Annotated in this window: 21 protein-coding genes, 3 rRNA genes and 1 pseudogene; 15 read left to right on the plus strand and 10 right to left on the minus strand. The window is 55.1% G+C overall.

All coding sequences use genetic code 11. From position 1 onward, the window contains the following. Nucleotides 1-36 precede the first annotated feature (36 nt). Both ubiH and OM794_RS00145 read left to right on the plus strand, forming a co-directional pair. Entirely contained in the window at nt 37-1,266 is a 1,230-nt protein-coding gene (gene ubiH / locus OM794_RS00140; protein WP_226248825.1) for a 2-octaprenyl-6-methoxyphenyl hydroxylase, read from the plus strand. Nucleotides 1,267-1,300: 34 nt separating this feature from the next. Further along, nucleotides 1,301-2,547, plus strand: a pseudogene (locus tag OM794_RS00145) (UbiH/UbiF/VisC/COQ6 family ubiquinone biosynthesis hydroxylase). Nucleotides 2,548-2,559: 12 nt separating this feature from the next. Here OM794_RS00145 and OM794_RS00150 read toward each other — a convergent pair. From OM794_RS00150 to gpmI, 3 genes are all read right to left on the minus strand, one after another. Beyond that, nucleotides 2,560-3,876 carry a S41 family peptidase gene (locus OM794_RS00150; protein ID WP_226248819.1) on the minus strand — a complete coding sequence of 439 codons (1,317 nt, stop codon included), beginning with the start codon at nt 3,874-3,876 and terminating at the stop codon, nt 2,560-2,562. A 134-nt stretch (nt 3,877-4,010) separates the two neighbouring features. Further along, a complete protein-coding gene (locus OM794_RS00155) occupies nt 4,011-5,147 on the minus strand; it encodes a murein hydrolase activator EnvC family protein (protein WP_226248817.1) in 1,137 nt (378 codons plus the stop codon). 5 nt (nt 5,148-5,152) lie between these two features. Next, on the minus strand, nt 5,153-6,718 hold the full coding sequence (gene gpmI, locus OM794_RS00160; RefSeq protein WP_226248815.1) for a 2,3-bisphosphoglycerate-independent phosphoglycerate mutase: 1,566 nt from the start codon (nt 6,716-6,718) through the stop codon (nt 5,153-5,155). Between the two features lie 368 nt (nt 6,719-7,086). Here gpmI and OM794_RS00165 point away from each other — a divergent pair, with 368 nt between their 5' ends. From OM794_RS00165 to OM794_RS00175, 3 genes are read left to right on the plus strand one after another with little or no spacing between them, the layout of a single operon-like run. After that, nucleotides 7,087-7,509: a rhodanese-like domain-containing protein gene (locus OM794_RS00165; protein ID WP_226248812.1), complete on the plus strand. Its 423-nt coding sequence runs from the start codon at nt 7,087-7,089 to the stop codon at nt 7,507-7,509. Between the two features lie 41 nt (nt 7,510-7,550). Then, on the plus strand, nt 7,551-8,051 hold the full coding sequence (gene secB, locus OM794_RS00170) for a protein-export chaperone SecB (RefSeq protein ID WP_035582485.1): 501 nt from the start codon (nt 7,551-7,553) through the stop codon (nt 8,049-8,051). 15 nt (nt 8,052-8,066) lie between these two features. Continuing rightward, nucleotides 8,067-8,831: a 16S rRNA (uracil(1498)-N(3))-methyltransferase gene (locus tag OM794_RS00175; RefSeq protein ID WP_413229650.1), complete on the plus strand. Its 765-nt coding sequence runs from the start codon at nt 8,067-8,069 to the stop codon at nt 8,829-8,831. 25 nt (nt 8,832-8,856) lie between these two features. Here the strand turns inward: OM794_RS00175 and OM794_RS00180 are convergent, their stop codons facing one another. Together OM794_RS00180 and OM794_RS00185 are read right to left on the minus strand one after the other, a co-directional pair. Then, the gene (locus OM794_RS00180; RefSeq protein WP_226248808.1) at nt 8,857-9,405 is read right to left on the minus strand and encodes a hypothetical protein; all 549 of its coding nucleotides are present in this window, start codon (nt 9,403-9,405) and stop codon (nt 8,857-8,859) included. Beyond that, on the minus strand, nt 9,398-11,026 hold the full coding sequence (locus OM794_RS00185) for a sodium:solute symporter (protein WP_226248806.1): 1,629 nt from the start codon (nt 11,024-11,026) through the stop codon (nt 9,398-9,400). The genes OM794_RS00180 and OM794_RS00185 overlap by 8 nt, the downstream gene beginning before the upstream one ends. 171 nt (nt 11,027-11,197) lie before the next feature. Here OM794_RS00185 and OM794_RS00190 point away from each other — a divergent pair, with 171 nt between their 5' ends. The 4 genes from OM794_RS00190 (at nt 11,198) to ruvX (ending at nt 14,032) form a co-directional block, all read left to right on the plus strand. After that, on the plus strand, nt 11,198-11,890 hold the full coding sequence (locus tag OM794_RS00190; protein ID WP_226248799.1) for a S1 RNA-binding domain-containing protein: 693 nt from the start codon (nt 11,198-11,200) through the stop codon (nt 11,888-11,890). A gap of 102 nt (nt 11,891-11,992) precedes the next feature. Next, nucleotides 11,993-12,949 carry a glutathione synthase gene (gene gshB / locus OM794_RS00195; protein WP_226248798.1) on the plus strand — a complete coding sequence of 319 codons (957 nt, stop codon included), beginning with the start codon at nt 11,993-11,995 and terminating at the stop codon, nt 12,947-12,949. Nucleotides 12,950-13,019: 70 nt separating this feature from the next. Beyond that, nucleotides 13,020-13,577, plus strand: coding sequence for a YqgE/AlgH family protein (locus tag OM794_RS00200; RefSeq protein ID WP_226248792.1), 558 nt, complete (start codon nt 13,020-13,022; stop codon nt 13,575-13,577). Then, complete coding sequence (gene ruvX, locus OM794_RS00205; RefSeq protein ID WP_265154145.1) at nt 13,577-14,032, plus strand: Holliday junction resolvase RuvX; 456 nt, start codon at nt 13,577-13,579, stop codon at nt 14,030-14,032. The genes OM794_RS00200 and ruvX overlap by 1 nt, the downstream gene beginning before the upstream one ends. Nucleotides 14,033-14,068: 36 nt before the next feature. Here ruvX and OM794_RS00210 read toward each other — a convergent pair whose 3' ends face one another. After that, a complete protein-coding gene (locus OM794_RS00210) occupies nt 14,069-15,094 on the minus strand; it encodes an aspartate carbamoyltransferase (RefSeq protein ID WP_226248790.1) in 1,026 nt (341 codons plus the stop codon). Nucleotides 15,095-15,686: 592 nt separating this feature from the next. Here OM794_RS00210 and OM794_RS00215 point away from each other — a divergent pair. From OM794_RS00215 to rrf, 3 genes are all read left to right on the plus strand, one after another. After that, nucleotides 15,687-17,219, plus strand: a 16S ribosomal RNA gene (locus OM794_RS00215). 247 nt (nt 17,220-17,466) lie between these two features. Continuing rightward, nucleotides 17,467-20,369: ribosomal RNA gene (locus OM794_RS00220) — 23S ribosomal RNA — on the plus strand. Between the two features lie 147 nt (nt 20,370-20,516). Then, nucleotides 20,517-20,632 (plus strand): 5S ribosomal RNA (gene rrf, locus OM794_RS00225). Together the 16S, 23S and 5S rRNA genes form the textbook arrangement of a ribosomal RNA operon. A gap of 180 nt (nt 20,633-20,812) precedes the next feature. Here rrf and OM794_RS00230 read toward each other — a convergent pair. From OM794_RS00230 to flgA, 4 genes are all read right to left on the minus strand, one after another. Beyond that, nucleotides 20,813-21,553, minus strand: coding sequence for an SDR family NAD(P)-dependent oxidoreductase (locus tag OM794_RS00230; RefSeq protein WP_226250510.1), 741 nt, complete (start codon nt 21,551-21,553; stop codon nt 20,813-20,815). A 70-nt stretch (nt 21,554-21,623) separates the two neighbouring features. Further along, the gene (locus OM794_RS00235; RefSeq protein WP_226250511.1) at nt 21,624-22,073 is read right to left on the minus strand and encodes a flagella synthesis protein FlgN; all 450 of its coding nucleotides are present in this window, start codon (nt 22,071-22,073) and stop codon (nt 21,624-21,626) included. A 13-nt stretch (nt 22,074-22,086) separates the two neighbouring features. Then, entirely contained in the window at nt 22,087-22,353 is a 267-nt protein-coding gene (gene flgM / locus OM794_RS00240; RefSeq protein WP_226250512.1) for a flagellar biosynthesis anti-sigma factor FlgM, read from the minus strand. Between the two features lie 98 nt (nt 22,354-22,451). Then, nucleotides 22,452-23,168: a flagellar basal body P-ring formation chaperone FlgA gene (flgA, locus tag OM794_RS00245; RefSeq protein WP_226250513.1), complete on the minus strand. Its 717-nt coding sequence runs from the start codon at nt 23,166-23,168 to the stop codon at nt 22,452-22,454. Nucleotides 23,169-23,369: 201 nt separating this feature from the next. On the opposite strand from flgA, the gene flgB reads away from it, so the two are divergent. The 3 genes from flgB to flgD are packed head-to-tail and all read left to right on the plus strand — an operon-like array spanning nt 23,370 to nt 24,940. Continuing rightward, nucleotides 23,370-23,804: a flagellar basal body rod protein FlgB gene (flgB, locus tag OM794_RS00250; protein ID WP_226250514.1), complete on the plus strand. Its 435-nt coding sequence runs from the start codon at nt 23,370-23,372 to the stop codon at nt 23,802-23,804. A gap of 32 nt (nt 23,805-23,836) precedes the next feature. Beyond that, nucleotides 23,837-24,247 carry a flagellar basal body rod protein FlgC gene (gene flgC, locus OM794_RS00255; protein WP_226250515.1) on the plus strand — a complete coding sequence of 137 codons (411 nt, stop codon included), beginning with the start codon at nt 23,837-23,839 and terminating at the stop codon, nt 24,245-24,247. 3 nt (nt 24,248-24,250) lie between these two features. After that, entirely contained in the window at nt 24,251-24,940 is a 690-nt protein-coding gene (flgD, locus tag OM794_RS00260) for a flagellar hook assembly protein FlgD (protein ID WP_226250516.1), read from the plus strand. The last annotated feature ends 17 nt before the right edge of the window (nt 24,941-24,957 follow it).

The following is a 24,957-nucleotide window of genomic DNA, read 5'->3' on the forward strand; positions in this document are numbered from 1 at the left end:
CTCTTTATGAGGTGGTGCCGCGTTCGGGAGAAGCCAATGCAGCAGTCTAATCATGCGGTTAAAGGAGCACTGACCCATGACATTGTGATAGTGGGCGGCGGACTGGTAGGCGCCAGCTTAGGTTGCGCCCTGGCACCGTTGATTGAGCGCTATGGCTGGCGAGTGGCAATCATTGAATCGGCGCCTGTGACTGTTAAGGCGCAGGAAACTACCTGGCAGCCCAGTTTTGATGCCCGGGCCAGTGCGATTGCAGAAGGTTCAGCCCAGCGCTTCCAGCAGTTGGGTGTGTGGGAGGCAATGCGCGACGAGGCCACGCCCATCAAGCGCATTCATATCAGTGAACGTGGCCGCTTAGGCGCGACACGGCTGAGTGCTGAGGAGCTAGGTGTTGCGGCGCTGGGCCATGTTATTCCCAACGCGTGGATGGGGCGGGTGCTGCACCAACGGCTTGCCCAGCTGCCATTGGAGTGGCACTGCCCGGCAAAAGTCGAACAGCTTACGCCTGTGGCCGGTGGGCACCATCTTCAACTCTCAGATGGTAGTCAGATAACCGCAGGGCTAACGGTATTAGCCGATGGAGGGCGCTCAGGACTTAAGGAGCAGCTAGGCATTGGCAGTCGTCGTGAATCATACGAGCAAACAGCGCTTATCGCTCATATTGGCGTGAGCCAGCCCCATGGTGGGGTGGCTTACGAGCGCTTTACTGCACAAGGGCCAATGGCGCTACTGCCACTGCCGGGCCAGGCCATGGAGTTGATCTGGACGCACCCGACTGGCAGTGAACAATCGCGCATGGCGCTACCTGAGCGTGAATTTCTACTGCAACTTCAGCGTGCGTTTGGTGATCGGGTGGGGCGGTTTACCCGGGTGGGCACTCGACACACCTACCCGCTTTCACTGGTTACCGCTGAAGAGCCGGTTCGGCCAGGGCTGGCAGTATTAGGCAACGCGGCCCACGCCTTGCATCCAGTCGCGGGGCAGGGGTTTAACCTGGCGCTGCGTGGAGTAATGGATCTTGTCGAAGCGCTGGAACAGGGCGAGCAGGCCAAACGGCCGCTAGGTGATATGACCACGCTGCAAGCCTTTGAGAAGCAGCGCTCCCGAGATCGCGCTAACGTCATCCGCTTTAGCGACGGCCTGGTGCGGCTGTTTGGGCTCTCTTTCCCCCTGCTCCCCCATGCTCGGGCCGCGGGGTTAATCGGCCTGAATCTGGTGGGGCCGCTGCGGCGAGGGCTGGCTCGACGCGCGATGGGTTTGGAACGCTAACGCTTATGGCCACTACAACAGGAACGCTATAGATATGAGCTCATCATCAGCGACACCGTCGGTGGAAAGTTTTGAGGCGGTCATTGTCGGCGGCGGTATGGTTGGCACCGCACTATGCGCTCTACTAGCTCAAGCGGGTATGCGGGTGGCACTTGTGGAGGCTCAGCCTGCGCCGCTTACCCTCGAAAGTGCTGTGAGAAAGCAGCCCAACCCACGGGTAAGCGCGCTAACGCCCGTCTCCCAGCGTTTGCTAACGCATCTAGGCGCCTGGTCTGCCATGCAAAAAACCGGGTCACGCCCTATAGAGGTATGCACGTATGGGATGCCGAAGGGAGTGGGGAGATCGCTTTTTCCGCGGATGAGGCCGGAGTGGCAGTGCTCGGCCATATTGTTGAGAATACGGTCACGCTGGCCGCACTGAATAACCTCGTGTTTGGCGATCCCAACGTCACCACCTATTTTGGCGTTCGCCTGCAGGCACTGCAGGGTAGCAGTGGCAATTGGTTGGTACTTGATGATGGTCGCCAACTCCACTCGCCATTAATAGTGGCTGCTGATGGCGCCCGCTCGGAGCTGCGGGAAATGGCGGGTATTGAGGTGGCCTGTGACGATATGCGGCAGGAGGCTGTGGTAACGACAGTGCAGTGTGCGAAACCCCATGGCGGCATAGCGCGGCAAGCATTTATCGATGGCCGCCCTTTGGCATTTCTGCCTTTAACCGTGGAGGGTAGTGATCATTACTGCTCCATCGTATGGTCGACCACCCCTGAGCATGCCGCGGAGCTTAGTGAATTGCCCCGTGAAGCCCTTGGGGAGGCACTGGGTAAAGCCTTTGGCCACCGCCTAGGTGAGGTCACGGTCTGCGATAAGGCCCATCGTTTCCCTTTGGTACAGCGCCATGCCCGCCACTATGTGCAGCCGCATTTCGCATTGGTCGGGGATGCTGCCCACAGTATCCATCCGCTGGCGGGCCAGGGGGCTAATTTAGGGCTAATGGATGCGGCGGTGCTGGCGGAAGAAGTGGTGCATGCTTGGCAGCGCGGCGCGCCTTGGGGTGAGTTAAGCACCTTGCGGCGCTATGAGCGTCGTCGGCGCTTTGATAACAGCGCCATGTTGGGGTTAATGAAGGGGTTTAAAGTGCTGTTTGGCAGCCATGACCTAGCTCTTACCCTGGCGCGCAATCTGGGTATGAGCGGAATGAACCAGTTGGTGCCATTGAAGCGGGTACTGATGCGGCAGGCGACCGGAGAGCGCGGCCGCCTGCCACTCAGTTGTTGCTAAAACAGGTTGTCATTAGCGTCGCTGTCGATCAACGACGTTGAGCGCTTTAAGCAGATTAAGCGCCTCGCTGAGCTGGTAATCATTGAGTAGCCGCTCAGCCATTTCCTGACGATCCCGGGGCGCCTGCTGAGAGCTTAGGTGACCCTCGAGGTCGGCTTCGCGTATTTCACGCCGACTCTCGGCCACTTCCAAACGGCCGCGCACTACATCCACGTCGGGCTCAATGCCTTGGGCCTGAATAGATCGCCCGTTGGGGGTATAGTAGAGCGCGGTGGTGAGTTTGAGCCCTTCGCCATTGCCTATTGGCATAATCTGCTGCACGGATCCCTTACCAAAACTATCGGTGCCCATAATCACGCCGCGACGCTGATCCTGGAGCGCGCCAGCGACAATTTCCGCCGCTGAAGCACTACCGCCGTTGATCAGCACTACCAGTGGAACATCGGCCGCGGGCGTGTTGGGTGAGGCTGAGAACGACATCTCAGTATCCGAGAGGCGCCCCTCGGTATACACAATCAAACCTTCATCCAGGAACAGGTCGGCGATGCCTACCGCGGCCTGCAAAACACCGCCTGGGTTATTACGTAAATCGAGTACCAACCCTTCTAGAGGTTGCTCTCGGCTCATGCGCTCAAGCGCCTCCCGGGCCTGCTCTGGTGTGCGCGATTGGAATTGGCTGACGCGCAGGTAGCCGTAACCGGGCTCAAGCAGCTCGTGTTTAACGCTTTCGCTGCGAATAATTTCTCGGGTCAGGGTGAATTCCCGCGGCGAATCTTCGCCTGAGCGCAGTATGCTAATACGCAGATCGGTACCCGGCTCGCCGCGCATTAGGGTCACCGCTTCTTGTAGGGACATGCTGTCGGTGGGGGTGCCGTCAATGGCGACGATAATATCGCGAGAAAGCAACCCCGCGCGGGAGGCGGGAGTGTCATCGATAGGTGTAATCACCATGAGCTGACCATTCTCGGTGCCTACCTCGATACCGATGCCGCCAAATTCGCCCTGAGTCGACTCACGCAGGCTTTGGTACTCCTCCTCATCCAAATAGGCGGAGTGAGGGTCGAGCTCACTGAGCATGCCGCGCATAGCGTTACGTAGCAGCGTGCTGTCATCGACTTCCTCAACATAGGCACGCTTAATACGCTCAAACACTTCGGCGAAGGTTTGAATATCTTCCAGGGGTAGCTGGTCGTAGGGTGGCTCACCCGCCGCACCACTACCGGCTGGTTGGGCGAGCAGCGGTAGCGGGGCCGACAGTAAAGCAATCGGCAGCAGGGTAGCCAAGAAGCGCTTGGCGGGGGCTGATACCCCGGTAACAGATAGCGTCATGCAGACTCCGCAGGGCGATAGGTGGCGTCAGTGCGCGTCACCCGTTAGTTGGAACATAAGTTTGTAATAACAATAAACGTTGAGACATTAATCATGCATCGTAGTGCACATGCATAGTAGTGCAGCTTATCCCGTCAACGGCGCGCAATCCAACGCTGAGGATTAATTGGTTCGCCGCCGCGGCGAACTTCGAAGTAGAGCGCCGCACGGTTTTGGCCGCCGCTATCGCCGACACGTCCAATTTCATCGCCGCGACTGACCTGCTGTCCTGGCCTGACGCTGAACTGCTGCAGGTGGGCATGCAGCGTCATGATCTGGTCGCCGTGGTCAATAATCAGCAAGTTGCCAAATCCTCGCATCCAGTCGGCAAATACCACGCGGCCAGTGTGTACAGCGGTGACCGGCGTGCCTGCGCTGGCCTGAATCACTATACCGTTGTAATGCACACCGTCGCGATGATGGAAATTACTACTGATGGATCCCTGTACCGGCCAAGGTAAGTCGCCTTGAGTACTGACAATATGCGTAGTGGGCGTGGGTTCGGCAAGTCTTGCCATCTCCGCCTGGATATTGCGCAGCATGCGTTCGGCCTCTTCGCGGCTCTGGTTGAGGTCAGCCAACCGCTCCTCTTCACTGCCGTAGCGGTCATCCAGGTTGGCAACAACGCCGCGTCGTTCGGAAGTGCGCTGAGCTAGCAGCGCGCTCTGCTCTTCTAGCTCATCGGCCAACGTATTCAGACGGGTCTGGCGCTCGCTGAGCTCCTTCTGGGTATCGGCGAGCGCTGTATCGAGGCGGGCGATTGTATTTAAGCGGCGATTACGTGCTTCGGTCAGCCGATTCATATACGCCTGCATGCGATCCAGCTCGGCAGGGTCACCCTGGTTAAGGAGCAGTTTGAGCTGCGGCGTTGGGCCAAGGCGGTAAAGCGCTGATAGCTGCTGGCCCAGCGCTGCGTATTGATCGGCGCGCTCGCTCTCCAACCGGTCACGATGCTGGCGCAGCTGGGTAATTTCATCATTCAACTGGCGGCGCTCAGCTTGTAGAGCGTCTAGGCGCTTATGGGTTTCGGCCAGTTGGGTTTCAACTTCCTTAAGCTCGCGTTCAGCGCTGTCCCGGGCCTCGCCAGTCGCACGGAGGCGCTGGGCAGCGGACTCGATCTCTTGGCCAATCGCATCCAACTGCTGGCGCGCCGCCCCTTCATCTTGCTGAGAGAAACCTGCTGGCGCATAACTTAACGCCAGGAGGAGCGCTATTGCTATATATGGCCGCATGGGCACTACTTGAAATGAATCAATGGTTTACCCGTCATCGCCTCGGGTTGCTGCTGATTCATCATGGCCAGCAGCGTGGGGGCCAGGTCGCATAGCTTGCCCTCCTCAAGCGAGGCCGTGCGTTCGCCAACGTAAATAAGCGGTACCACAAAGGTGGTGTGGGCGGTTTGCGGTGCGCCGGTTTCGGGATGAACCATCTGTTCGGCATTACCGTGGTCGGCGGTAATCAAGCAGGCGCCGCCTGCACGTTCGATGGCTTCCACGACACGACCCACGCAGGTATCGACGGTCTCAATGGCTTTTACCGCGGCGTCGAAATCACCGGTGTGGCCGACCATGTCACCGTTGGCGTAGTTGCAAACGATCAGATCGTAGCTGCCGCCATCGATAGCGTCGACAAGCTTATCGGTAATCTCAAAGGCGCTCATTTCAGGCTTTTCGTCGTAGGTGCGCACATCACGGGGTGAAGGCACCAGGATGCGCTCTTCACCCTCGTACTCGGCTTCATTGCCGCCCGAAAAGAAGAACGTTACGTGGGGATACTTCTCAGTTTCGGCAATGCGTAGCTGCTTCAAGCCGCGCTTGGCGACGACTTCCCCAAGAGTGTCATTAAGATCCGATGGGGGGAAGGCGGCAGGTGTAGGAATGTCGGCCGCGTACTGGGTCATCATTACCAGCCCTTTACCGGCAAGCTTGGGACATACCCGGCGCTCGAAGCCGTTGAAATCCGGCTCGGCAAAGGCGCGGGTCAGCTCCCGGGCGCGGTCGGAGCGGAAGTTGAGGAAAATCGCAGCGTCGCCATCCTGCAGGGTAATAGGGGCTTCGCCAAGCGGGATGCTGCTCGCCGCCACAAACTCATCGGTTTCACCACGCTGATAGGCGTCACGCAGTGCGGTTTCAGCGCTAGAGGCGTAGTACTCCGCTTGACCCTCGGTAAGCAGACGGTAGGCTTGTTCAACGCGCTCCCAGCGATTGTCGCGATCCATGGCGTAAAAGCGGCCAATAATCGAGGCCACAAAGCCGTTATCAGCGCCCACCAGTTCGGCCAGGCGAGCATTGGCGCGCTCTATGGAGGCCAATGCACTTTGCGGTGGCATATCGCGACCATCAAGAAAGGCGTGAATAAAAATACGCTGGGCGCCACGGCGTGCGGCCAATTCGGCCAGAGCAATAAAGTGGTCTTCATGGCTGTGAACGCCACCGGGGGAGAGCAGGCCAATTAAGTGCACCGGCCGACCGTTGGCGACAGCTTCATCAATCGGCAGGGTGAGGTTGTCATTAACATCCAGGTCGCCGTCTTCAATCGCCTTGCTGATACGGGTGAAGTCCTGATAAACGATACGCCCGGCACCAATATTCATATGGCCGACTTCAGAGTTGCCCATCTGGCCGTCGGGTAGGCCAACGTTAAGCCCATCGGTGTGAACGAAGGCGTGAGGGCAGCTCTCCCATAGTTTATCCATTGTCGGGGTGTGGGCTGCGGCCACCGCATTATGGGCGCTCTCGGGGTTGTGGCCGTAGCCGTCGAGAATAATCAGCGCCACGGGGCGCGGAGTGCGAGAAGTATCCATAAAAAAACCTCGTTAAGATTGGCAACCCGAACAACTCGAAAATTCGGGGTCGCGACAGGCGCACGCTTGGGGCATCATAACGCAGGCAACTGCCAGGCGTCATGATGTAGGAGCCTGCCCGGCTTAACACGGATCTACTGCGAATCCCGGTATTTTGGCCAACTTTAGTCGATCAATTTCGTTAAATAGCGCGCTATTCGCCTCAATCGATCGATAAATTTGGCTCAAAATCCGTGCTTCTCGCAACGATCGGTCAAGCCGGACAGGCTCCCAGGCCTGCGCGGGAAGCTATCTGACGTGTATACTTGTCGCGTTTTGGCAGCGGTTAGGCCGCTTTTTTCTGCATAGACCAAGAGATTGTGTTCGCGATGATCGATCAGGTGTTCGAATTCATACAGAACCATCCCCTGCTAGTTGGGGCATTTTTGCTGGTGCTGATAGCGTGGATTATTTATGAAACGCGCAGCGCCTCCACAAATGCACTGACCGCCTCGCAGGCCACTCAGCTTATCAACCGCGAAGACGCGGTGGTGCTGGATATCCGTGAAAACAAAGACTTCAAAGCCGGGCATATCGCGGGGGCGCGCAACATTCCGCAGAGCAACCTCGATAGCCGCATGAACGAACTGGATAAAGTGAAAGCCCAGCCGATCATCGTGGTATGCAAGCACGGCCAGAGTTCTGGCGCCGCACAGGCCAAGCTCACCAAAGCAGGCTTTGAACGCGTTTACAAGTTGAGAGGCGGTATGGCGCAGTGGCAAGGCGACGGCCTTCCGGTGGTTAAAAAGTAATCAACGCTAGCTTTATTTAATCAACAATCAGGAGTTTTCTCATGGCGGAAGATAACAACACCCCGCAGGCAGGCGCCGCGGCGGACGAAAAACCGCAGCTCAAATTTTCGCTGCAGCGTATTTATGTAAAAGATATTTCCTTTGAAGCGCCCAATTCGCCCTCGGTGTTCAAGCAGGCGTTCAAACCCAAGGTGAACCTGGATCTTAATACCACCAGCACAAAAATTGCTGATGACCAGTATGAAGTGGTGGTCAAGGTGACTGCTCAGGTGAATGACAGTGAAACCGGTACGACCTCTTTCCTGGCGGAAGTCGAGCAGGCGGGTCTGTTTCGTATCGCGGGTATTGAAGGGGCGCAGCTGGATCAAACTCTGGGCGCCTTCTGCCCCAATCTGCTGTTCCCCTACGCCCGTGAGTGCGTGGATAACCTGGTCAACCGTGGCGGTTTCCCGCCGCTGATGCTGGCGCCGGTTAACTTCGAAGCCATGTACGCCCAGCGTAAGCAGCGCGAAGCCAAGCAAGCCGAAGAAAGCACCCATTAAGCGATGTCGGAAGCCATGCCAGAAACGCAAGCCGCTGATTGGTACGCCCTGCATGGCAAGATGCCACGCGTCTTCGTGCCTGCTGCATTCGTAGCAGGCAGCGACGTTGCATTGCCTGACGGCCCTGCGCGCCACATCACCCGTGTACTGCGTATGGGTGAAGGCGCGCCGCTGGTGCTATTTGACGGCCAAGGTCTTGAGGCGGGGGTGCGTTTGGCAGACGTTAGCCGCAAACAGACGCTCGCACGGGTCGAAGCGGTATGGTCGGGCAGTGGTGAATCGCCGCTGTCTGTCCATTTGGGTCAGGCCATCTCAAAAGGCGACCGAATGGATTACGCCATTCAGAAGGCCGTCGAGCTGGGCGTTGCGGCGATTACTCCGCTGTATACTGAGCGTGGCGATGTGCGTTTGAAAGGCGACCGGGAAGAGAAGAAACTTGCTCACTGGCAGGCAGTGGCGGCCAGCGCCTGCGAGCAAAGTGGTCGTGCGGTGGTGCCCCAAGTGCATACACCGATGCCGTTATCAGCATGGCTTGAAGCGCGCCAGGAACCGCTGCGCTTGATGCTGCATCTAGCGACCGGCAATGCGTTTGATCGCCAAGATCGCCCCGCTTCGGTAGCGCTGCTGATCGGCCCGGAAGGCGGTTTAAGCGAAGCCGATATCACCGCCGCTCAAACCGCTGCCTTTACGCCGCTGACTCTCGGCCCACGGGTTTTGCGTACAGAGACGGCACCAGTGGTGGCGCTTTCCTTGCTACAGCACTACTTTGGCGATTTGTAAGTACTTACTACCAATTGAAGCTTTATCAAACTGCTTTTTCCCTTTGTTCGATTGCCCCTGGACTCTTTGTCTCTGATTCCGGCCCCTTTCGATATGCCTGCTCAAGACCCTTAAGCACGATGGGTTTAAGCATCGGCAGCGGTTCACCTGACAGGCCACTGATCACCAGCAAGCGGTGTTGCCGACCTCGCGCATAGCCCAGCCAGCAGGGCAACCATATCGGCGTTGGTGCGCTATCCAGTACCTGAGTTCGCCAATGGCGGGGTGTCGCCATGCGCTCCCATAGCCACAGTCGGTTCAGCGCTTCTGGTGTTGGCGGCAGACCGCTCTCAATTCTAAGCTCAGTATCAATGGCAGTGGTCTGAGCGGGTAGTTCAGCACCCACCATTAGCAGCGCCCGGCGCATTTTCTGTGCGGAGAGTAACCAAGCACCTGGTGTGCCATTTGGCAGCCCTAACGCTGCCGCCCAGAGGCTGACCCAAGCAGGCTCGCAGGCCGTTGCGCCCAGGCGCTGTAGTCGCTTTTTGGCGGCCTCTTCGTCAATCTGTCTGGAAAGTATTAGAGGCTCAGCCATTTGCCCACCCCTGCAGCAGCGCTAGCATGCCCAGCATAAGGCAAAACCAAGCGAATAGACCGATACAGCGACGACGGGTTAACCGCGCCTCCTTGCCAATCACCTCGGCATTATCGGCTCTGGCCGCCAGTACGGCCTGCATATCCGGCGCCGCTTCGGCCATCATCACATCGCTTAACTGATCTTGGCTGGGTGCAGGTGCTGACAGGCTAACGAGATAGCCAACGCTCATCGAAACTGCTACACCGACCGTGTTGTTATACAGCCACGAAATATCGAGTAGCGAAGAGACGCACCATACGGAGAGCATACCGGCAATCAGCCCAGCCATTGCCCCACGTGCGTTGGAGCGGTGGCTAAAAATAGCCAATAGGAAGGTGCCCAGTAGCGCCCCGTAAAACCACGAGCCGATTTGGTTGACCGCCTCGATCACAGGGCCAAGATTACCGGCAAAGAAAGCAAACAGGGTGGCATAAAGCCCCCAAAATATAGTGGCCATGCGTGATGCTTTCAGATAGTGAGCATCGCTGGCATTAGGTTTGATATAGCGACTATAAAAATCCCGCACGGTCACCGCTGAAAGTGAGTTGAGCGCCGAGTCGAGACTCGACATTGCCGCGGCAAACACCCCTGCAATCACCAGTCCCGCCATGCCTGAGGGAAAAGCGTTGACGACATAGCGGGGTAGCAGTTCATTGAGATCCTCGGGGGGCGTTAGCCCATGCTGCTGGTAATAGGTGGCCAAGATAACGCCAATAAACAGGAACAGCAGCATCTGGGGAATTAGCAGGTAGCCGCCGATCAGCAGTGAGCGTTGAGCATCGAGCACTGATGGGCTGGAGAGCACTCGCTGGATTTGGCTCTGGTCGGTGCCGAAGTAGGCCACATGCAGGAAAAAGCCGCCGAACAGCCCGGCCCATAGTGAGTAGGTCACGCTGGGGTTGAAGGACAAATCGATGGCGTTGAACATGCCGCTGGCCGCGCCGAAGTCGAAGACATCGCCCCAACCGCCAGGTAGGCTGGTCACTAAAAAGAAGATGCTTAACAGTGCACCAAGCCAGAGTACGAACATTTGCACCACATCGGTCCAAATTACCGCGCTGATACCGCCCATCACGGTATAGGTGATGGCCAGTACCGCCATAATGATAATGGTGAGGTTAACGCTCCAGCCGGTGACCACTGCGAGTACCAGCGCTGGCGCATAGAGCACCACGCCAGTAGCGAGACCGCGGGCAATCAGAAACAGCAGGGCAGTAAGGGTGCGAGTCGCCGGGCCGAAGCGCCGCTCCAGCAGTTCGTAGATGCTATAGATGCCCGCACGGTGAAAAATAGGCACCAGCACCAGAATCAATACAATCATGGCTAGGGGCACATTGATAAAGGTCACCAAGCGTTCAAGACCACCTTCGAAGCCCCAGCCCGGCGCCCCAATAAAGGTGATGGCGCTGGCTTGGGTCGCCATGACCGAAAGGCCAATGGCCCAGCCGGGGATTTTGCGCCCGCCTAGAAAATAGTCCTCGGGGTTATGCTGATCTTTACCGAATCGCGAACCGATCCAGGCGATTAAACCGATGTAACCAATCAAAACGACCGTATCAAAAAGCGTGAACCCTTCCATGTTCGCTCCTCTACGCCTAATTTTGTCTAGTGTTTTGATAGTAGCAGGTTGTGCGGTGTTTGCTTTTTCAGGCGGGATAGCATGTTTTCAACCACTAAAAATGCTATCCCGCTTTGCCCTGTGGGTGTCAGGCACCATAATGTTGGTCTATTTCCTTGAAGGACGTTACCCATGGTGCGTGAGTCACACTCATCCCCCCGATCCGCCAGCGATGCAGCCGCCCAGTTGGGAGAAGTGGCGTACCTAACGGTCACGGCCGTCAATAATATCGGCGCGTTTTTGCAGTGGGGGCAGCCGAAAGATGTGTTGCTGCCGTTTAGCGAGCAGCACTTTCGACCTGATCCCGGCAAACGTGTGTTGGTCATGCTGTACAGCGACGACCAGGGGCGGCCAGTAGCGTCGATGAAGCTGGATCGTTTTTTGACCGATGACGCCTGGGCCATGGAGAAGGGTGACGAAGTCGCCGTCGTAGTGGCGGAGCGAACTGACCTGGGTATGAAGGTGGTGGTGAATCACCGCTACTGGGGCCTTATTTACCAGGACGACGTCACTCAGCCATTGCGCCGTGGCCAATCAGTCAAGGGCTATGTAAAGCAGCGCCGTGATGATGGTCGCCTAAATATTTCGCTACTACCGCCCGGCGCCGCTCGCTTGGATGTGGTGGGCGATAAGATAATGCAAGCCCTACGGGAAAGCGGTGGCTATCTGGCGCTGGGGGATAAAAGCCCTGCCCATGAAGTTAAAGCCCGTTTAGGGGTGAGTAAAAGCGCCTATAAACAGGCCATTGGGCGACTCTATAAGCAGCAGTTGATCACCCTAGAGCCGGATGCTATTCGTTTGGTGCCCGGCGCGCTCAGCGAGTAGTTAGCTAGGGTCTGTTGATGTTTCACTCGCTAGGACAGTTGGAGCCTAGCGGGCAGTGCGGCATACTGAGCATCAATTGTTCATGTTTGGATAGTGCCCCCGATGAGCCAATCAAATCTGCACCTCGGCGTTGTGATGGATCCCATCAGCGACATCGCTTACAAGAAAGACACCACCATGGCCATGCTATGGGCCGCCCAGGAGCGTGGATACGCCCTGCACTATATGGAGCAGGAGGATCTTTTCTTGAACGCAGGGCAGGCCTACGCGCGAATGCGGCCACTAAAAGTGCATCGTGATCCAAGTCACTGGTACGACCTAGGCGAACCCTCTGCGCGCCCGCTGGTAGAGCTGGACGTTGTGTTGATGCGCAAAGACCCGCCCGTGGACGCCGACTTTACCAACGCTGTGCATTTGCTGGGCTTTGCTGAGCGCGAAGGTGTGCTGGTGGTCAATCCCACGGCGGCACTATTGCAGTGTAATGAGAAGTTGTTTGCCCAGCAGTTTCCCCAGTGCTGTGCGCCTACGCTGGTCGCCAGCCGTGATGATGTGCTGCGCGCCTTCCATGCTGAGCATGGCGATGTCATCTTTAAACCGCTGGACGGTATGGGCGGCACCGGTATTTTTCACATTGGCCCGGAAGGTCGCAATATCGGCGCGGTCATTGAACAGCTTACCTTACGCGGCCAGCGGCAAATTATGGCCCAGCGCTATCTGCCAGAAATTAAGGATGGCGACACGCGCATTCTGTTAGTCGATGGTGAGCCCGTTCCCTTTGGGTTGGCGCGAATACCCTCGGCGGGCGAGACTCGTGGCAATCTAGCTGCCGGTGGGCGGGGGGTGAGTCGCGAACTCACTGATCACGACCGCTGGTTAATCCAACAGGTACAGCCAATGATTCGTGAAAAAGGCTTAATGTTTGTCGGCCTCGACGTGATCGGTGACTATATTACGGAAATCAATGTCACCAGCCCTACCTGCGTGCGTGAAATTGATGATCAGCGGGGCACTAATATTGCCGGTTTATTGCTGGACGCTATTGAGCGTCGATTAGCCTAGGCACGGCTTTACTGATAACTACACTCATTACACTATGCCTGCTGAGATGCCAGCAGGCAGTGGGAGACGCATGCAAAGTTTGAAACATCACTTTTTGATGGCGATGCCACATTTAGAAGACCCTAATTTTGCCGGTACCCTCATCTATCTTTGCGATCATGATCACAACGGCTGCATGGGCGTGGTCACTAATCGACCATTAGAGATCACCCTTGAAGCGCTGTTTGACCAACTGGAGTTGGGTGGAGAGACAAGCCCATACCGCAATGCGCCGGTTTATTACGGTGGACCGATGCATAAAGACCGTGGCTTTATTCTTCATGTGGGCGATAGCCAACAGTGGGACTCCAGTATCCAGGTGGAAGATGGTATTGCGCTCACCACCTCGTTGGACATTCTGAAAGCGTTTGCTGCGGGTGAGGGGCCTGAGCACTTTTTAGTCTGCTTAGGCTGCGCAGGCTGGGAAGTTGGGCAGTTGGAAGAGGAGCTGAAGGAGAACAGCTGGTTAACGGTAGAAGCACAGAGTAGCGTGCTCTTCAACACCCCACCCGTTGAGCGCTTAACCGCAGCGGCTGGTTTACTAGGTGTTGACCTCAACCTAATGACCCGAGACGCGGGGCACGCCTGATGGCCGCAGCGGGACAGCGCTTAATTCTGGCCTTTGACTACGGCACCCGGCGTATCGGTGTAGCGGTGGGCAACGAGCTGCTGCGCAGCGCCCGTGAACTCCCCCCCCTGACGGCGCGGGATGGAATCCCCGACTGGAATGTCGTGTCACGGCTACTCAGCGAGTGGCAGCCGGATCTGTTAGTGGTGGGGCTGCCGCTAAATATGGACGGTAGCGAGTCAGATATGAGTATTCGTGCGCGCAAGTTTGGTAATCGTCTACATGGCCGTTTTGGCAAACCGTGTGAAATGGTTGACGAGCGTGGCACCACGCGGGAAGCAAAAATGATCGCTCGCGAGGCGGGGCATAAAGGCAACTATCGTCAGGACAGTGTCGATGGCATCGCGGCTATTCTTATTCTTGAGGGCTGGTTCGCCCACCAGGAAGGCCTACCTGGCGGGCGCCTCTCTCTATAATGTCTGTCTTGAATTCCTCTCCTTAACCTTTGCGTTTTATCGATCCAACGTGCCCGTTTGGGTGGGCACGTACCAGCGTACGGGGCGTAGCTCTTTTTCGATTAGTTCATCGACATTGAGCAGCGTCGCGAAAATCGCCATTCGCACGGGGATACCGTTATCGGTTTGGCGGAAAATCGCCAGACGGGGGTCGCCGTTAAGGTCGACGTTTAAGTCATTGGCGCCGGGGCGGCTATCCCTGGGCAGCGGGTGCATCACAATGGTGCTTTGACTGCAGCGGTAGTCTAGGAAATCACGATTGACCATAAAGTCGTCAGAGAGCCCCTGAAAGCTCTCATTCATCTCGTCGGTAAAGCGCTCCTTCTGTATCCGTGTGGTGTACACCACATCTAAATCGGCAAAATCACTAGCGAGAGAATCGCGCTGCTCAATGCGGTGGCCGCGAGAGGCTACTAAGTCAATCAGCTTGGAAGGCATCTCAAGGCCCGGCGGCGACACCAGGGTAATGCGCAGCGGGTCATAGAGGGATAAAAGCTTAATCAGTGAATGTACGGTACGGCCGTACTTCAAGTCGCCGGTGAGTAAGATATGTGCACCGGGCAGCGATTTACCCAGGCGTTGAAACTCTTTATCAATGGTATACAGGTCGAGCAGTGCCTGGCTGGGATGCTCCCCAGGGCCGTCGCCGCCATTAATCACCGGTACATTGGTCGCCGCGGCAAACTCCGCCACCGAACCTTGATCAGGGTGACGCATGACAATGGCATCGCAGTAGCCACTCATCACGCGGCTGGTATCGTATAGCGACTCACCCTTCGCCATGGAAGAGAAGGTAAAGCCCGTGGTATCGCACACACTGCCTCCCAAGCGGCAAAAGGCAGCATTGAAGCTTACTCGCGTCCGGGTACTCGCTTCAAAAAACAGATTACCGAGTACGGCGCCTTCTAATACTCGGGTTACCTGGCGTCGCTGAGCAATCGGCTCCATGCGCGCAGCCACACGCAGTAAGTGGTCTACGCTTTCGCGGTTTAATGAGTCGACAGTTAATAAGTGGTGGCTCATAGCGATCCTCGGCACAGTGGTGGAAAGAGCGGTAGATAGCGCTAGTGTAACCGTCAATCAGGCTGGTGCCGAAGGGGTTTCATTCCTCCAAGACAGGGAATTTGTAATTTTTCTACAAAACCGCTTGCCAACCCGGCTTTGAGCCCGTAAAGTACGCATCCGCTGCCGGGGACGCCAAGCGTTGCCAGCGGTGCATAAGGTGTAAAAGCCTTGGTTTGTCAGGAGGTTAGAGCAAGTTGTATCGCTCGCCTCAGTCGCTAAAAAAACAGCGATTGACAACCATCAGGAAATGCGTAGAATACGCCTTCCTCGCTGAGGCAAGCCGGTTCAACGGCGGGCAGATCACTTTCAAAGTGACCGTGACAGCGAAACAGCTCTTTAACAATTTGATCAGGTAATTCATGTGGGCGCTTGCTGATGTTGGTGGCAAATCACCAAATATCAAGGCAAGCGACTCAAGCAATAAGGTTTTAAAGGATTCGTCCTTTGGGATCTGTTTTGAATGAATTCGTTTGAACCTTGAGCCAAGTTTGATCCGCTTTTGCTGTCTTCGGCTAGTCCTTAGAGAGCGAGTAAGGATCACAATGATTTTAAACTGAAGAGTTTGATCATGGCTCAGATTGAACGCTGGCGGCAGGCCTAACACATGCAAGTCGAGCGGTAACAGGGGTAGCTTGCTACCCGCTGACGAGCGGCGGACGGGTGAGTAATGCATAGGAATCTGCCCGGTAGTGGGGGATAACCTGGGGAAACCCAGGCTAATACCGCATACGTCCTACGGGAGAAAGGGGGCTTCGGCTCCCGCTATTGGATGAGCCTATGTCGGATTAGCTAGTTGGTAAGGTAATGGCTTACCAAGGCAACGATCCGTAGCTGGTCTGAGAGGATGATCAGCCACATCGGGACTGAGACACGGCCCGAACTCCTACGGGAGGCAGCAGTGGGGAATATTGGACAATGGGGGGAACCCTGATCCAGCCATGCCGCGTGTGTGAAGAAGGCCCTCGGGTTGTAAAGCACTTTCAGCGAGGAAGAACGCCTAGTGGTTAATACCCATTAGGAAAGACATCACTCGCAGAAGAAGCACCGGCTAACTCCGTGCCAGCAGCCGCGGTAATACGGAGGGTGCAAGCGTTAATCGGAATTACTGGGCGTAAAGCGCGCGTAGGTGGCTTGATAAGCCGGTTGTGAAAGCCCCGGGCTCAACCTGGGAACGGCATCCGGAACTGTCAGGCTAGAGTGCAGGAGAGGAAGGTAGAATTCCCGGTGTAGCGGTGAAATGCGTAGAGATCGGGAGGAATACCAGTGGCGAAGGCGGCCTTCTGGACTGACACTGACACTGAGGTGCGAAAGCGTGGGTAGCAAACAGGATTAGATACCCTGGTAGTCCACGCCGTAAACGATGTCGACCAGCCGTTGGGTGCCTAGAGCACTTTGTGGCGAAGTTAACGCGATAAGTCGACCGCCTGGGGAGTACGGCCGCAAGGTTAAAACTCAAATGAATTGACGGGGGCCCGCACAAGCGGTGGAGCATGTGGTTTAATTCGATGCAACGCGAAGAACCTTACCTACCCTTGACATCTACAGAAGCCGGAAGAGATTCTGGTGTGCCTTCGGGAACTGTAAGACAGGTGCTGCATGGCTGTCGTCAGCTCGTGTTGTGAAATGTTGGGTTAAGTCCCGTAACGAGCGCAACCCTTGTCCTTATTTGCCAGCACGTAATGGTGGGAACTCTAAGGAGACTGCCGGTGACAAACCGGAGGAAGGTGGGGACGACGTCAAGTCATCATGGCCCTTACGGGTAGGGCTACACACGTGCTACAATGGCCGGTACAAAGGGCGGCGAGCTCGCGAGAGTCAGCGAATCCCTTAAAGCCGGTCTCAGTCCGGATCGGAGTCTGCAACTCGACTCCGTGAAGTCGGAATCGCTAGTAATCGTGAATCAGAATGTCACGGTGAATACGTTCCCGGGCCTTGTACACACCGCCCGTCACACCATGGGAGTGGACTGCACCAGAAGTGGTTAGCCTAACGCAAGAGGGCGATCACCACGGTGTGGTTCATGACTGGGGTGAAGTCGTAACAAGGTAGCCGTAGGGGAACCTGCGGCTGGATCACCTCCTTAAACGATGCGTCACAGTTAGTAAGCGTCCACAATGAATTACCTGATCAGATAGCTGTTGATGCGCAGTGATAAGCCAGACGTCTTCGGCGTTGCCTTATCACTGCGTATAGCAGTCGCTCTTTAACAATGTATATCATGCTGACAAGAACACGCCGTAAGGTGTGCTTCTTAAATTGTGATACGTCTCAAGCGTATCCGGCAAAATAGAACGTTATCATTGCGACATCCAGACTCCTTCGGGTTATAGGGTCAAGCAATGAAGCGCACACGGTGGATGCCTAGGCAGCCAGAGGCGATGAAAGACGTGGTAGCCTGCGATAAGGTTCGGTGAGGTGGCAACAACCTGTGACCCGGACATCTCTGAATGGGGAAACCCACTCATCATAAGATGAGTATCGTGCCCTGAATACATAGGGGTACGAGGCGAACCAGGGGAACTGAAACATCTAAGTACCCTGAGGAAAAGAAATCAACCGAGATTCCCCCAGTAGCGGCGAGCGAACGGGGACCAGCCCTTAAGCATGAGACTGATTAGGCGAACACGCTGGGAAGCGTGGCCGTAGCGGGTGATAGCCCCGTAGTCGAAAATCTGATCATGTGAAATCGAGTAGGTCGGGGCACGAGAAACCTTGACTGAAGACGGGGGGACCATCCTCCAAGGCTAAATACTCCTGGCTGACCGATAGTGAACCAGTACCGTGAGGGAAAGGCGAAAAGAACCCCGGAGAGGGGAGTGAAATAGATCCTGAAACCGTGTGCGTACAAGCAGTCGGAGCCCACTTGTTGGGTGACGGCGTACCTTTTGTATAATGGGTCAGCGACTTATATTCAGTGGCGAGGTTAACCGTATAGGGGAGCCGTAGGGAAACCGAGTCTTAACTGGGCGACACAGTCGCTGGATATAGACCCGAAACCGAGCGATCTATCCATGAGCAGGGTGAAGGTTGAGTAACATCAACTGGAGGCCCGAACCAGGATCTGTTGAAAAAGATTTGGATGACTTGTGGATCGGAGTGAAAGGCTAATCAAGCTCGGAGATAGCTGGTTCTCCTCGAAAGCTATTTAGGTAGCGCCTCACGTAGTACCGCCGGGGGTAGAGCACTGTTTCGGCTAGGGGGTCATCCCGACTTACCAACCCGAGGCAAACTCCGAATACCGGTGAGTAACGCGTGGGAGACACACGGCGGGTGCTAACGTCCGTCGTGAAAAGGGAAACAACCCAGACCGTCAGCTAAGGTCCCGAAATCCTGGTTAAGTGGGAAACGATGTGGGAAGGCTCAGACAGCTAGGAGGTTGGCTTAGAAGCAGCCATCCTTTAAAGAAAGCGTAATAGCTCACTAGTCGAGTCGGCCTGCGCGGAAGATGTAACGGGGCTAAACCAGGTACCGAAGCTACGGGTTCATCCTATGGATGAGCGGTAGAGGAGCGTCGTGTAAGCCGATGAAGGTGGATTGAGAAGTCTGCTGGAGGTATCACGAGTGCGAATGCTGACATGAGTAACGATAAAGGGAGTGAAAAACTCCCTCGCCGGAAGACCAAGGGTTTCTGTTCGACGCTAATCGGAGCAGAGTGAGTCGGCCCCTAAGGCGAGGCCGAAAGGCGTAGTCGATGGGAAACGGGTCAATATTCCCGTACCGGACATGGTTGCGATGGGGGGACGAAGAAGGCTAGGTGAGCCAGGCGTTGGTAGTCCTGGTGAAAGTGAGTAGGCTGGGATCTTAGGTAAATCCGGGATCCTTTAAGGCCGAGACACGAGATGAACTGACCACGGTCAGGAAGTCACTGATGCCACGCTTCCAGGAAAAGCCTCTAAGCTTCAGATCATGTGCGACCGTACCCCAAACCGACACAGGTGGTCAGGGTGAGAATCCCAAGGCGCTTGAGAGAACTCGGGTGAAGGAACTAGGCAAAATGGTGCCGTAACTTCGGGAGAAGGCACGCCGGCGTAGGGTGAAGAGACTTGCTCTCCTAGCCCGAACCGGTCGAAGATACCAGGTGGCTGCAACTGTTTATTAAAAACACAGCACTCTGCTAACGCGCAAGCGGACGTATAGGGTGTGACGCCTGCCCGGTGCCGGAAGGTTAAATGATGGTGTTAGCCCCTCTCTTGTAGAGGGCGCGAAGCTCTTGATTGAAGCCCCGGTAAACGGCGGCCGTAACTATAACGGTCCTAAGGTAGCGAAATTCCTTGTCGGGTAAGTTCCGACCTGCACGAATGGCGTAATGATGGCCACGCTGTCTCCACCCGAGACTCAGTGAAATTGAAATCGCCGTGAAGATGCGGTGTACCCGCGGCTAGACGGAAAGACCCCGTGAACCTTTACTATAGCTTCACACTGGACGCTGATGTTGCCTGTGTAGGATAGCTGGGAGGCTTAGAAACCCGGACGCCAGTTCGGGCGGAGCCAACCTTGAAATACCAGCCTGGCATCATTGGCGTTCTCACTCAGGTCCGTTATCCGGATCGAGGACAGTGTGTGGTGGGTAGTTTGACTGGGGCGGTCTCCTCCTAAAGAGTAACGGAGGAGCACGAAGGTACCCTCAGCACGGTCGGACATCGTGCAATGAGTGCAAGAGCATAAGGGTGCTTGACTGCGAGACAGACACGTCGAGCAGGTGCGAAAGCAGGTTCTAGTGATCCGGTGGTTCTGTATGGAAGGGCCATCGCTCAACGGATAAAAGGTACTCCGGGGATAACAGGCTGATACCGCCCAAGAGTTCACATCGACGGCGGTGTTTGGCACCTCGATGTCGGCTCATCACATCCTGGGGCTGAAGTCGGTCCCAAGGGTATGGCTGTTCGCCATTTAAAGTGGTACGCGAGCTGGGTTTAGAACGTCGTGAGACAGTTCGGTCCCTATCTGCCGTGGGCGTTGGATGTTTGAGAAGGGCTGCTCCTAGTACGAGAGGACCGGAGTGGACGACCCTCTGGTGTTCCGGTTGTCACGCCAGTGGCATTGCCGGGTAGCTATGGTCGGACGGGATAACCGCTGAAAGCATCTAAGCGGGAAGCCCCCTTCAAGATGAGACATCCCTGAGGCCTAGAGCCTCCTGAAGGGCCCAGCGAGACCAGCTGGTTGATAGGCACGGTGTGGAAGCGCTGCAAGGCGTTGAGCTAACGTGTACTAATGGCCCGTGAGGCTTGACCCTATAACACCCAAGGGGTCTGGTCGTGATGATGACGTCAATGAAAGCCGGATATGCAGCGTGTGGCCCCAGCGACATAACGCCAGGGTGGCAAGCAATGAGACGAGCACAATTTAGCCATCGTCAGCATGATGTACATTAACAGTTACGCCTGACGACCATAGCATGCGTGAACCACCTGATCCCTTGCCGAACTCAGAAGTGAAACCGCTTAGCGCCGATGGTAGTGTGGGGTCTCCCCATGCGAGAGTAGGTCATCGTCAGGCACTTATTTAACGAAGAACCCAGCCATCCGGCTGGGTTTTTTGTTTGTGTGGAAGAAAACCAAGGGGTCTCCCATGTAGAGTAGCGGGGAGCCGCCCTAGTCATCGTCAGGCACTTATACCAAAAATCCCCCAGGGCTGATGCCCTGGGGGATTTTTTTTTGCCTCACACCTCACACCACCTCACCAGTCGATAGATTTGCCATCCCAGGCCCAGAAGGTACCACTATCTTCAGGCGTTCGCTGAGCGATGACTGCTAGCAACTTCTCTGCTACAAATGCGGGTGTAAATAGCTTTTCGCTAGGTACTCGGTTTTGAAAAGGTTTAGAGAGGTCTGTGTCGGTTGTGCCAGGGTGAAGACAAAGCACTAGCGATTGCTTATTCAGCCGCTTGAGTTCAATGGATGCTGTCTTAAACAGCATGTTATGCGCTGCTTTGCTGGCACGATAGCTGTACCAGCCTCCTAGTTGATTATCTTCGATTGAGCCAACGCGAGCGGAAAGGCTGGCAATCACTGCAGGGTGTGTTCCTTTGAAAGAGTCTTTTAGTGCCGCTAGCAGTAAGATTGGCACAAAGGCATTGATGTTCATTGTTTGCGCTAGGTTTTCGGCGCTAAGCTGATCGAGGCGCTTTTCGGGGAAGAGTTGCTGTGTGTCATCATGAAGTATGCCGATGGCATTAAAAAAGAAGTGAATTGGCTGGGCGGCTAACTCTTTCTTAAGTGCATGCCTATCCTGCTCTTGGGAGACATCGAGCATTAGATGAGTAAGACGGGGATGGGCAAACCGTGCTGGTTGGCGGCTTACCGCAATTATGTTGCCGACTTGAGAGCAAGAGAGTAACTGCTGAACAACGGCAGCCCCTATTCCCCCTGATGCGCCGATGACCAACGCAGTAAAATGATGAGGCAGTAGACTGAACATGAGAAGCCTTTGCAATCCTGCTAGTGAAGGCTTTCATTGAAACGCTATGTTGGAGACTTGTCGAGGGAGATCAGGCCGAAGCGTTGATTCTGCCCGGCTGGGAGCTATTACGACCATCCGGCTTATAGAGTGTTTTTTCTGCTATTTGCCGAATGTAGTCAAGCATCGCCTGATTATGTTTCATTCGAACAGACAGCATCTGGCCCGTTAACTCATTCATACGCGAAGCTCGCTCACTCTTTTCTAGTAAGCTATTCCAGGCTGTCAGGCAGTGGGCATCGCGGGCTGCCGCTTTGGCGCCGTCAGCGCCTTCGGCATAGCCAAGACGTTTTTGTACATTGCGGCGCACAATCTCTATGCGCTCTAATTCAGCCAGTAGCGATTGCTTATCTAGTGCGACTTTTGATAGTGCATCACCGTCAATGTCTCCTTGCGTCAATAAATTTTGCTCGCTGGACAACAGCGAAATTAATTCATCAAGTCGCTGTTGTTGATCGGTCAGCAAGGATGCAAGGCTCATTTAAAGCGTCTCCTTAAAGTTCTTTAAGATTTGCAATAAGGCCCTCGGCGATGCGATCAGCGCTCATTTCAAGGCGGCCCTCGCGAATAGCGTCACGGATTTCTTCAACTTTGGCGCTATCGATATCCTGAGATTCATCGATGCTTGTTTGGCTCAATTGAGTCGATTCGCGCGTTGTACCGCCGGGCGTTGCCGGAGTCACGCTATTAGCCTTTTGCGTTTCATCGCGCTGCTGGGCTTGGTTAGAGCGTAACAGCGAATTAATGTTATCAATATTCACGTCGTCTGCCTCATCGTCAGCGTCGATGCGCTTTGCGTTTAGTGTAGCTTGTATGAAGATAACTATCGGCAGGGCTGAGTATAACTTTAGGTGGTAAGTTAAAAATCCACCACTAAAGTACCCCGGTCAGTGACGCGGGCAGTCAGAATTTCCCGCGAACCAAAACGAACCCTGATCCGCTCACCAAGCGCGCCATTTTCAAGCGCTTCGCCTTCGCGTGAAACGCGGAAAGCAGAACCTTGTGCTATGACAGTAACGCGCTGCCCGCGTTCAACTAAGTGAGGCGCTTGTAAATAATGGGCTAAAAAGGCGCTGCCACTGCGAATGGGGCGCTGAGCTATTTTTCCCACAATATCTTCTTCCGCAGTGAGGGCCTGAGCTGACAGGTCACCAAGATTGCCACCGCGTTCGCTTAGCATATTTGAGGTGATCAGTGTGCCCCGCTCAATATCTCTAGCGGCCACCACGTAATTGCCGATGACATCAATTTGGGCCTGCAAGTAGCGGACTTGCCGACTGTTTTCACCGCAACGTACTCCAACGGAAACGCGGCCCAAGGGGGCTTGATTGGCATTGGGTAAAAAAGGCTCCGGTTGGACGCATTCCGGTAAATGTGGGGACGGTGGGCGTAAGTCAATCACCACTTCTTCGCCTAAAGCTCGGGTCTCCTCGTACAAAAACTGGTGCACTTGTTGAAGAAGGTTGTCGTCATCAGCCTGAGCGTTGGCTAACGCAGAGATACTTAGGATTGCCAACAAGACAATCACTTGCCAGTAGCGAAGCGTGCTTGGCTTAGTAAAGCGCTGTCGTAGCATGGGGAGTCACTTGCTTTGGAGCTTAGTAAAGGAGGGCATAAGAAGAGGAGTCATGGCCCAGTGTAGCGAAAAGGTAGCAGCCGTATCACGCGAAATGCTGGCAGAAACGCCAGCTGTTCCATGCTTTAGGCTGACAGTTCCAAACGTATTCTTCATCATCAACAAAATCCATTTTATTTTATGCCTCAAGCGAGGGTCGGCATGATTGATCAACTGGAATCTGCCTTTAATTTTCATCAGCAAGCAGTGAGTCTACGCCAGGCACGCCACGACGTCTTGGCCGCTAACATTGCCAATGCCGATACGCCTAACTATAAAGCGCGCGACATCGATTTTGCTAGTGAGTTGAAAAAAGCAGTAGACGGTACTCAAAGTGCCTCTAGCAATACCGGCGGCGGTCTAACATTGGCACGTACCGCTGAGAATCATATTGCTGGAGAAGGCCCCGCATGGCGTGGAGCGGGTAACGCCGATTTACTTTACCGTATTCCCGACCAGCCTAGTTTGGATGGAAATACGGTTGATATGGATCGTGAGCGCACGCAGTTTGCCGATAACGCTGTTCGTTATCAAGCCGGTCTCACGATGCTCAACAGCCGTATCCAGGGGCTGAAAAATGCTATGCAGCCCGAATAATCCAGGCCAAATTAGTGAGGAGTTAACCAACGATGTCAATGTTCTCTGCGTTTGATATTGCCAGTTCGGCAATGAGCGCCCAGTCCCAGCGAATGAATGTCACCGCAAGCAACATGGCCAATGCCGACAGTATCGCCGGGCCTGATGGTGAAACCTATCGAGCGAAACAGGTGATGTTTGAGACTCAGGCGCAAAGTAATCGCTATGGCGTTGGCGGTGTGCGTGTAACCGAGGTAGTGGAGGACGACTCGCCTCTGCGCATGGAGTACATGCCCAATCACCCAGCGGCAGATGAAGAGGGCTATGTAGCAAAGCCCAATGTTGAGCCCGTGCATGAAATGGTCAATATGATTTCTGCCTCGCGCTCCTACCAAGCCAACGTTGAAGTCTTTAATACCAGTAAGCAGATGCTGATACAGACGCTGTCGCTGGGAGAGGGGTAAACCATGAATGTTGATACGAGTGTATTGAATAACATCAATGGCGGCGGATCTAACGGCCTTTCCGCCCGACAGTCCGATGAGCTGCGTGAAAGCTTTATGACGCTGCTGATTACGCAATTGCAGAATCAGGATCCGCTCAATCCGATGGAAAATTCGGAGATGACCTCACAGTTAGCGCAAATTAACACGGTCAGCGGTATTGAAGAGTTGAATAGCACGCTAGAGGGCATTACCAGCCAGATGGATGCCAATCAGGCATTACAGGCGAGCGGCTTAATTGGCAAAGGCGTTATGGTGCCCGGCAAGCATGTATTGCTGGAGCAAGATAGCGACGGTAATTCGTACACGACGCCCTTCGGTGTAGAGCTTGCCGAACCGGCGAAGAACGTTAAAGCAACAATTGTGGGTGATGGTGGCCAAGTCATCAGGCGCTTTGATCTGGGCTCAGTAGATGCCGGGGTTCAGTCTTTCGAGTGGGATGGTAAAAACGAACAGGGTGAAGCGGCTGCCAGTGGCCGTTATACCGTGCAGTTAGAGGCAACCGACGGTGAAGGTGAAAAGATTGAATCCACAGCTTTGCAGTATGCTGTGGTCAACCGTGTGACGCCTAACGACGGCAGTGGCGGCGTCAGGCTGGATTTGGGCGCTATCTATGGCCAAATCAGCCTGAATGACGTTAAACAAATTCTTTAACTATCAATTAAACACAG

The organism is Halomonas sp. BDJS001 (assembly GCF_026104355.1).
Lineage (GTDB): Bacteria > Pseudomonadota > Gammaproteobacteria > Pseudomonadales > Halomonadaceae > Vreelandella.

What these genes read in the sequence shown, in the direction of transcription:
- OM794_RS00190 (WP_226248799.1), top strand. Translation starts at nt 11,198, where the DNA reads ATGGTGCGTGAGTCACACTCATCCCCCCGATCCGCCAGCGATGCAGCC.
- OM794_RS00200 (WP_226248792.1), top strand. Translation starts at nt 13,020, where the DNA reads ATGCAAAGTTTGAAACATCACTTTTTGATGGCGATGCCACATTTAGAA.
- OM794_RS00210 (WP_226248790.1), bottom strand. Translation starts at nt 15,094, where the DNA reads ATGAGCCACCACTTATTAACTGTCGACTCATTAAACCGCGAAAGCGTA.
- OM794_RS00150 (WP_226248819.1), bottom strand. Translation starts at nt 3,876, where the DNA reads ATGACGCTATCTGTTACCGGGGTATCAGCCCCCGCCAAGCGCTTCTTG.
- OM794_RS00165 (WP_226248812.1), top strand. Translation starts at nt 7,087, where the DNA reads ATGATCGATCAGGTGTTCGAATTCATACAGAACCATCCCCTGCTAGTT.
- OM794_RS00180 (WP_226248808.1), bottom strand. Translation starts at nt 9,405, where the DNA reads ATGGCTGAGCCTCTAATACTTTCCAGACAGATTGACGAAGAGGCCGCC.
- OM794_RS00155 (WP_226248817.1), bottom strand. Translation starts at nt 5,147, where the DNA reads ATGCGGCCATATATAGCAATAGCGCTCCTCCTGGCGTTAAGTTATGCG.
- flgB (WP_226250514.1), top strand. Translation starts at nt 23,370, where the DNA reads ATGATTGATCAACTGGAATCTGCCTTTAATTTTCATCAGCAAGCAGTG.
- flgA (WP_226250513.1), bottom strand. Translation starts at nt 23,168, where the DNA reads ATGCTACGACAGCGCTTTACTAAGCCAAGCACGCTTCGCTACTGGCAA.
- flgC (WP_226250515.1), top strand. Translation starts at nt 23,837, where the DNA reads ATGTCAATGTTCTCTGCGTTTGATATTGCCAGTTCGGCAATGAGCGCC.
- ubiH (WP_226248825.1), top strand. Translation starts at nt 37, where the DNA reads ATGCAGCAGTCTAATCATGCGGTTAAAGGAGCACTGACCCATGACATT.
- OM794_RS00175 (WP_413229650.1), top strand. Translation starts at nt 8,067, where the DNA reads ATGCCAGAAACGCAAGCCGCTGATTGGTACGCCCTGCATGGCAAGATG.
- ruvX (WP_265154145.1), top strand. Translation starts at nt 13,577, where the DNA reads ATGGCCGCAGCGGGACAGCGCTTAATTCTGGCCTTTGACTACGGCACC.
- OM794_RS00185 (WP_226248806.1), bottom strand. Translation starts at nt 11,026, where the DNA reads ATGGAAGGGTTCACGCTTTTTGATACGGTCGTTTTGATTGGTTACATC.
- flgD (WP_226250516.1), top strand. Translation starts at nt 24,251, where the DNA reads ATGAATGTTGATACGAGTGTATTGAATAACATCAATGGCGGCGGATCT.
- OM794_RS00230 (WP_226250510.1), bottom strand. Translation starts at nt 21,553, where the DNA reads ATGTTCAGTCTACTGCCTCATCATTTTACTGCGTTGGTCATCGGCGCA.
- OM794_RS00235 (WP_226250511.1), bottom strand. Translation starts at nt 22,073, where the DNA reads ATGAGCCTTGCATCCTTGCTGACCGATCAACAACAGCGACTTGATGAA.
- secB (WP_035582485.1), top strand. Translation starts at nt 7,551, where the DNA reads ATGGCGGAAGATAACAACACCCCGCAGGCAGGCGCCGCGGCGGACGAA.
- gshB (WP_226248798.1), top strand. Translation starts at nt 11,993, where the DNA reads ATGAGCCAATCAAATCTGCACCTCGGCGTTGTGATGGATCCCATCAGC.
- gpmI (WP_226248815.1), bottom strand. Translation starts at nt 6,718, where the DNA reads ATGGATACTTCTCGCACTCCGCGCCCCGTGGCGCTGATTATTCTCGAC.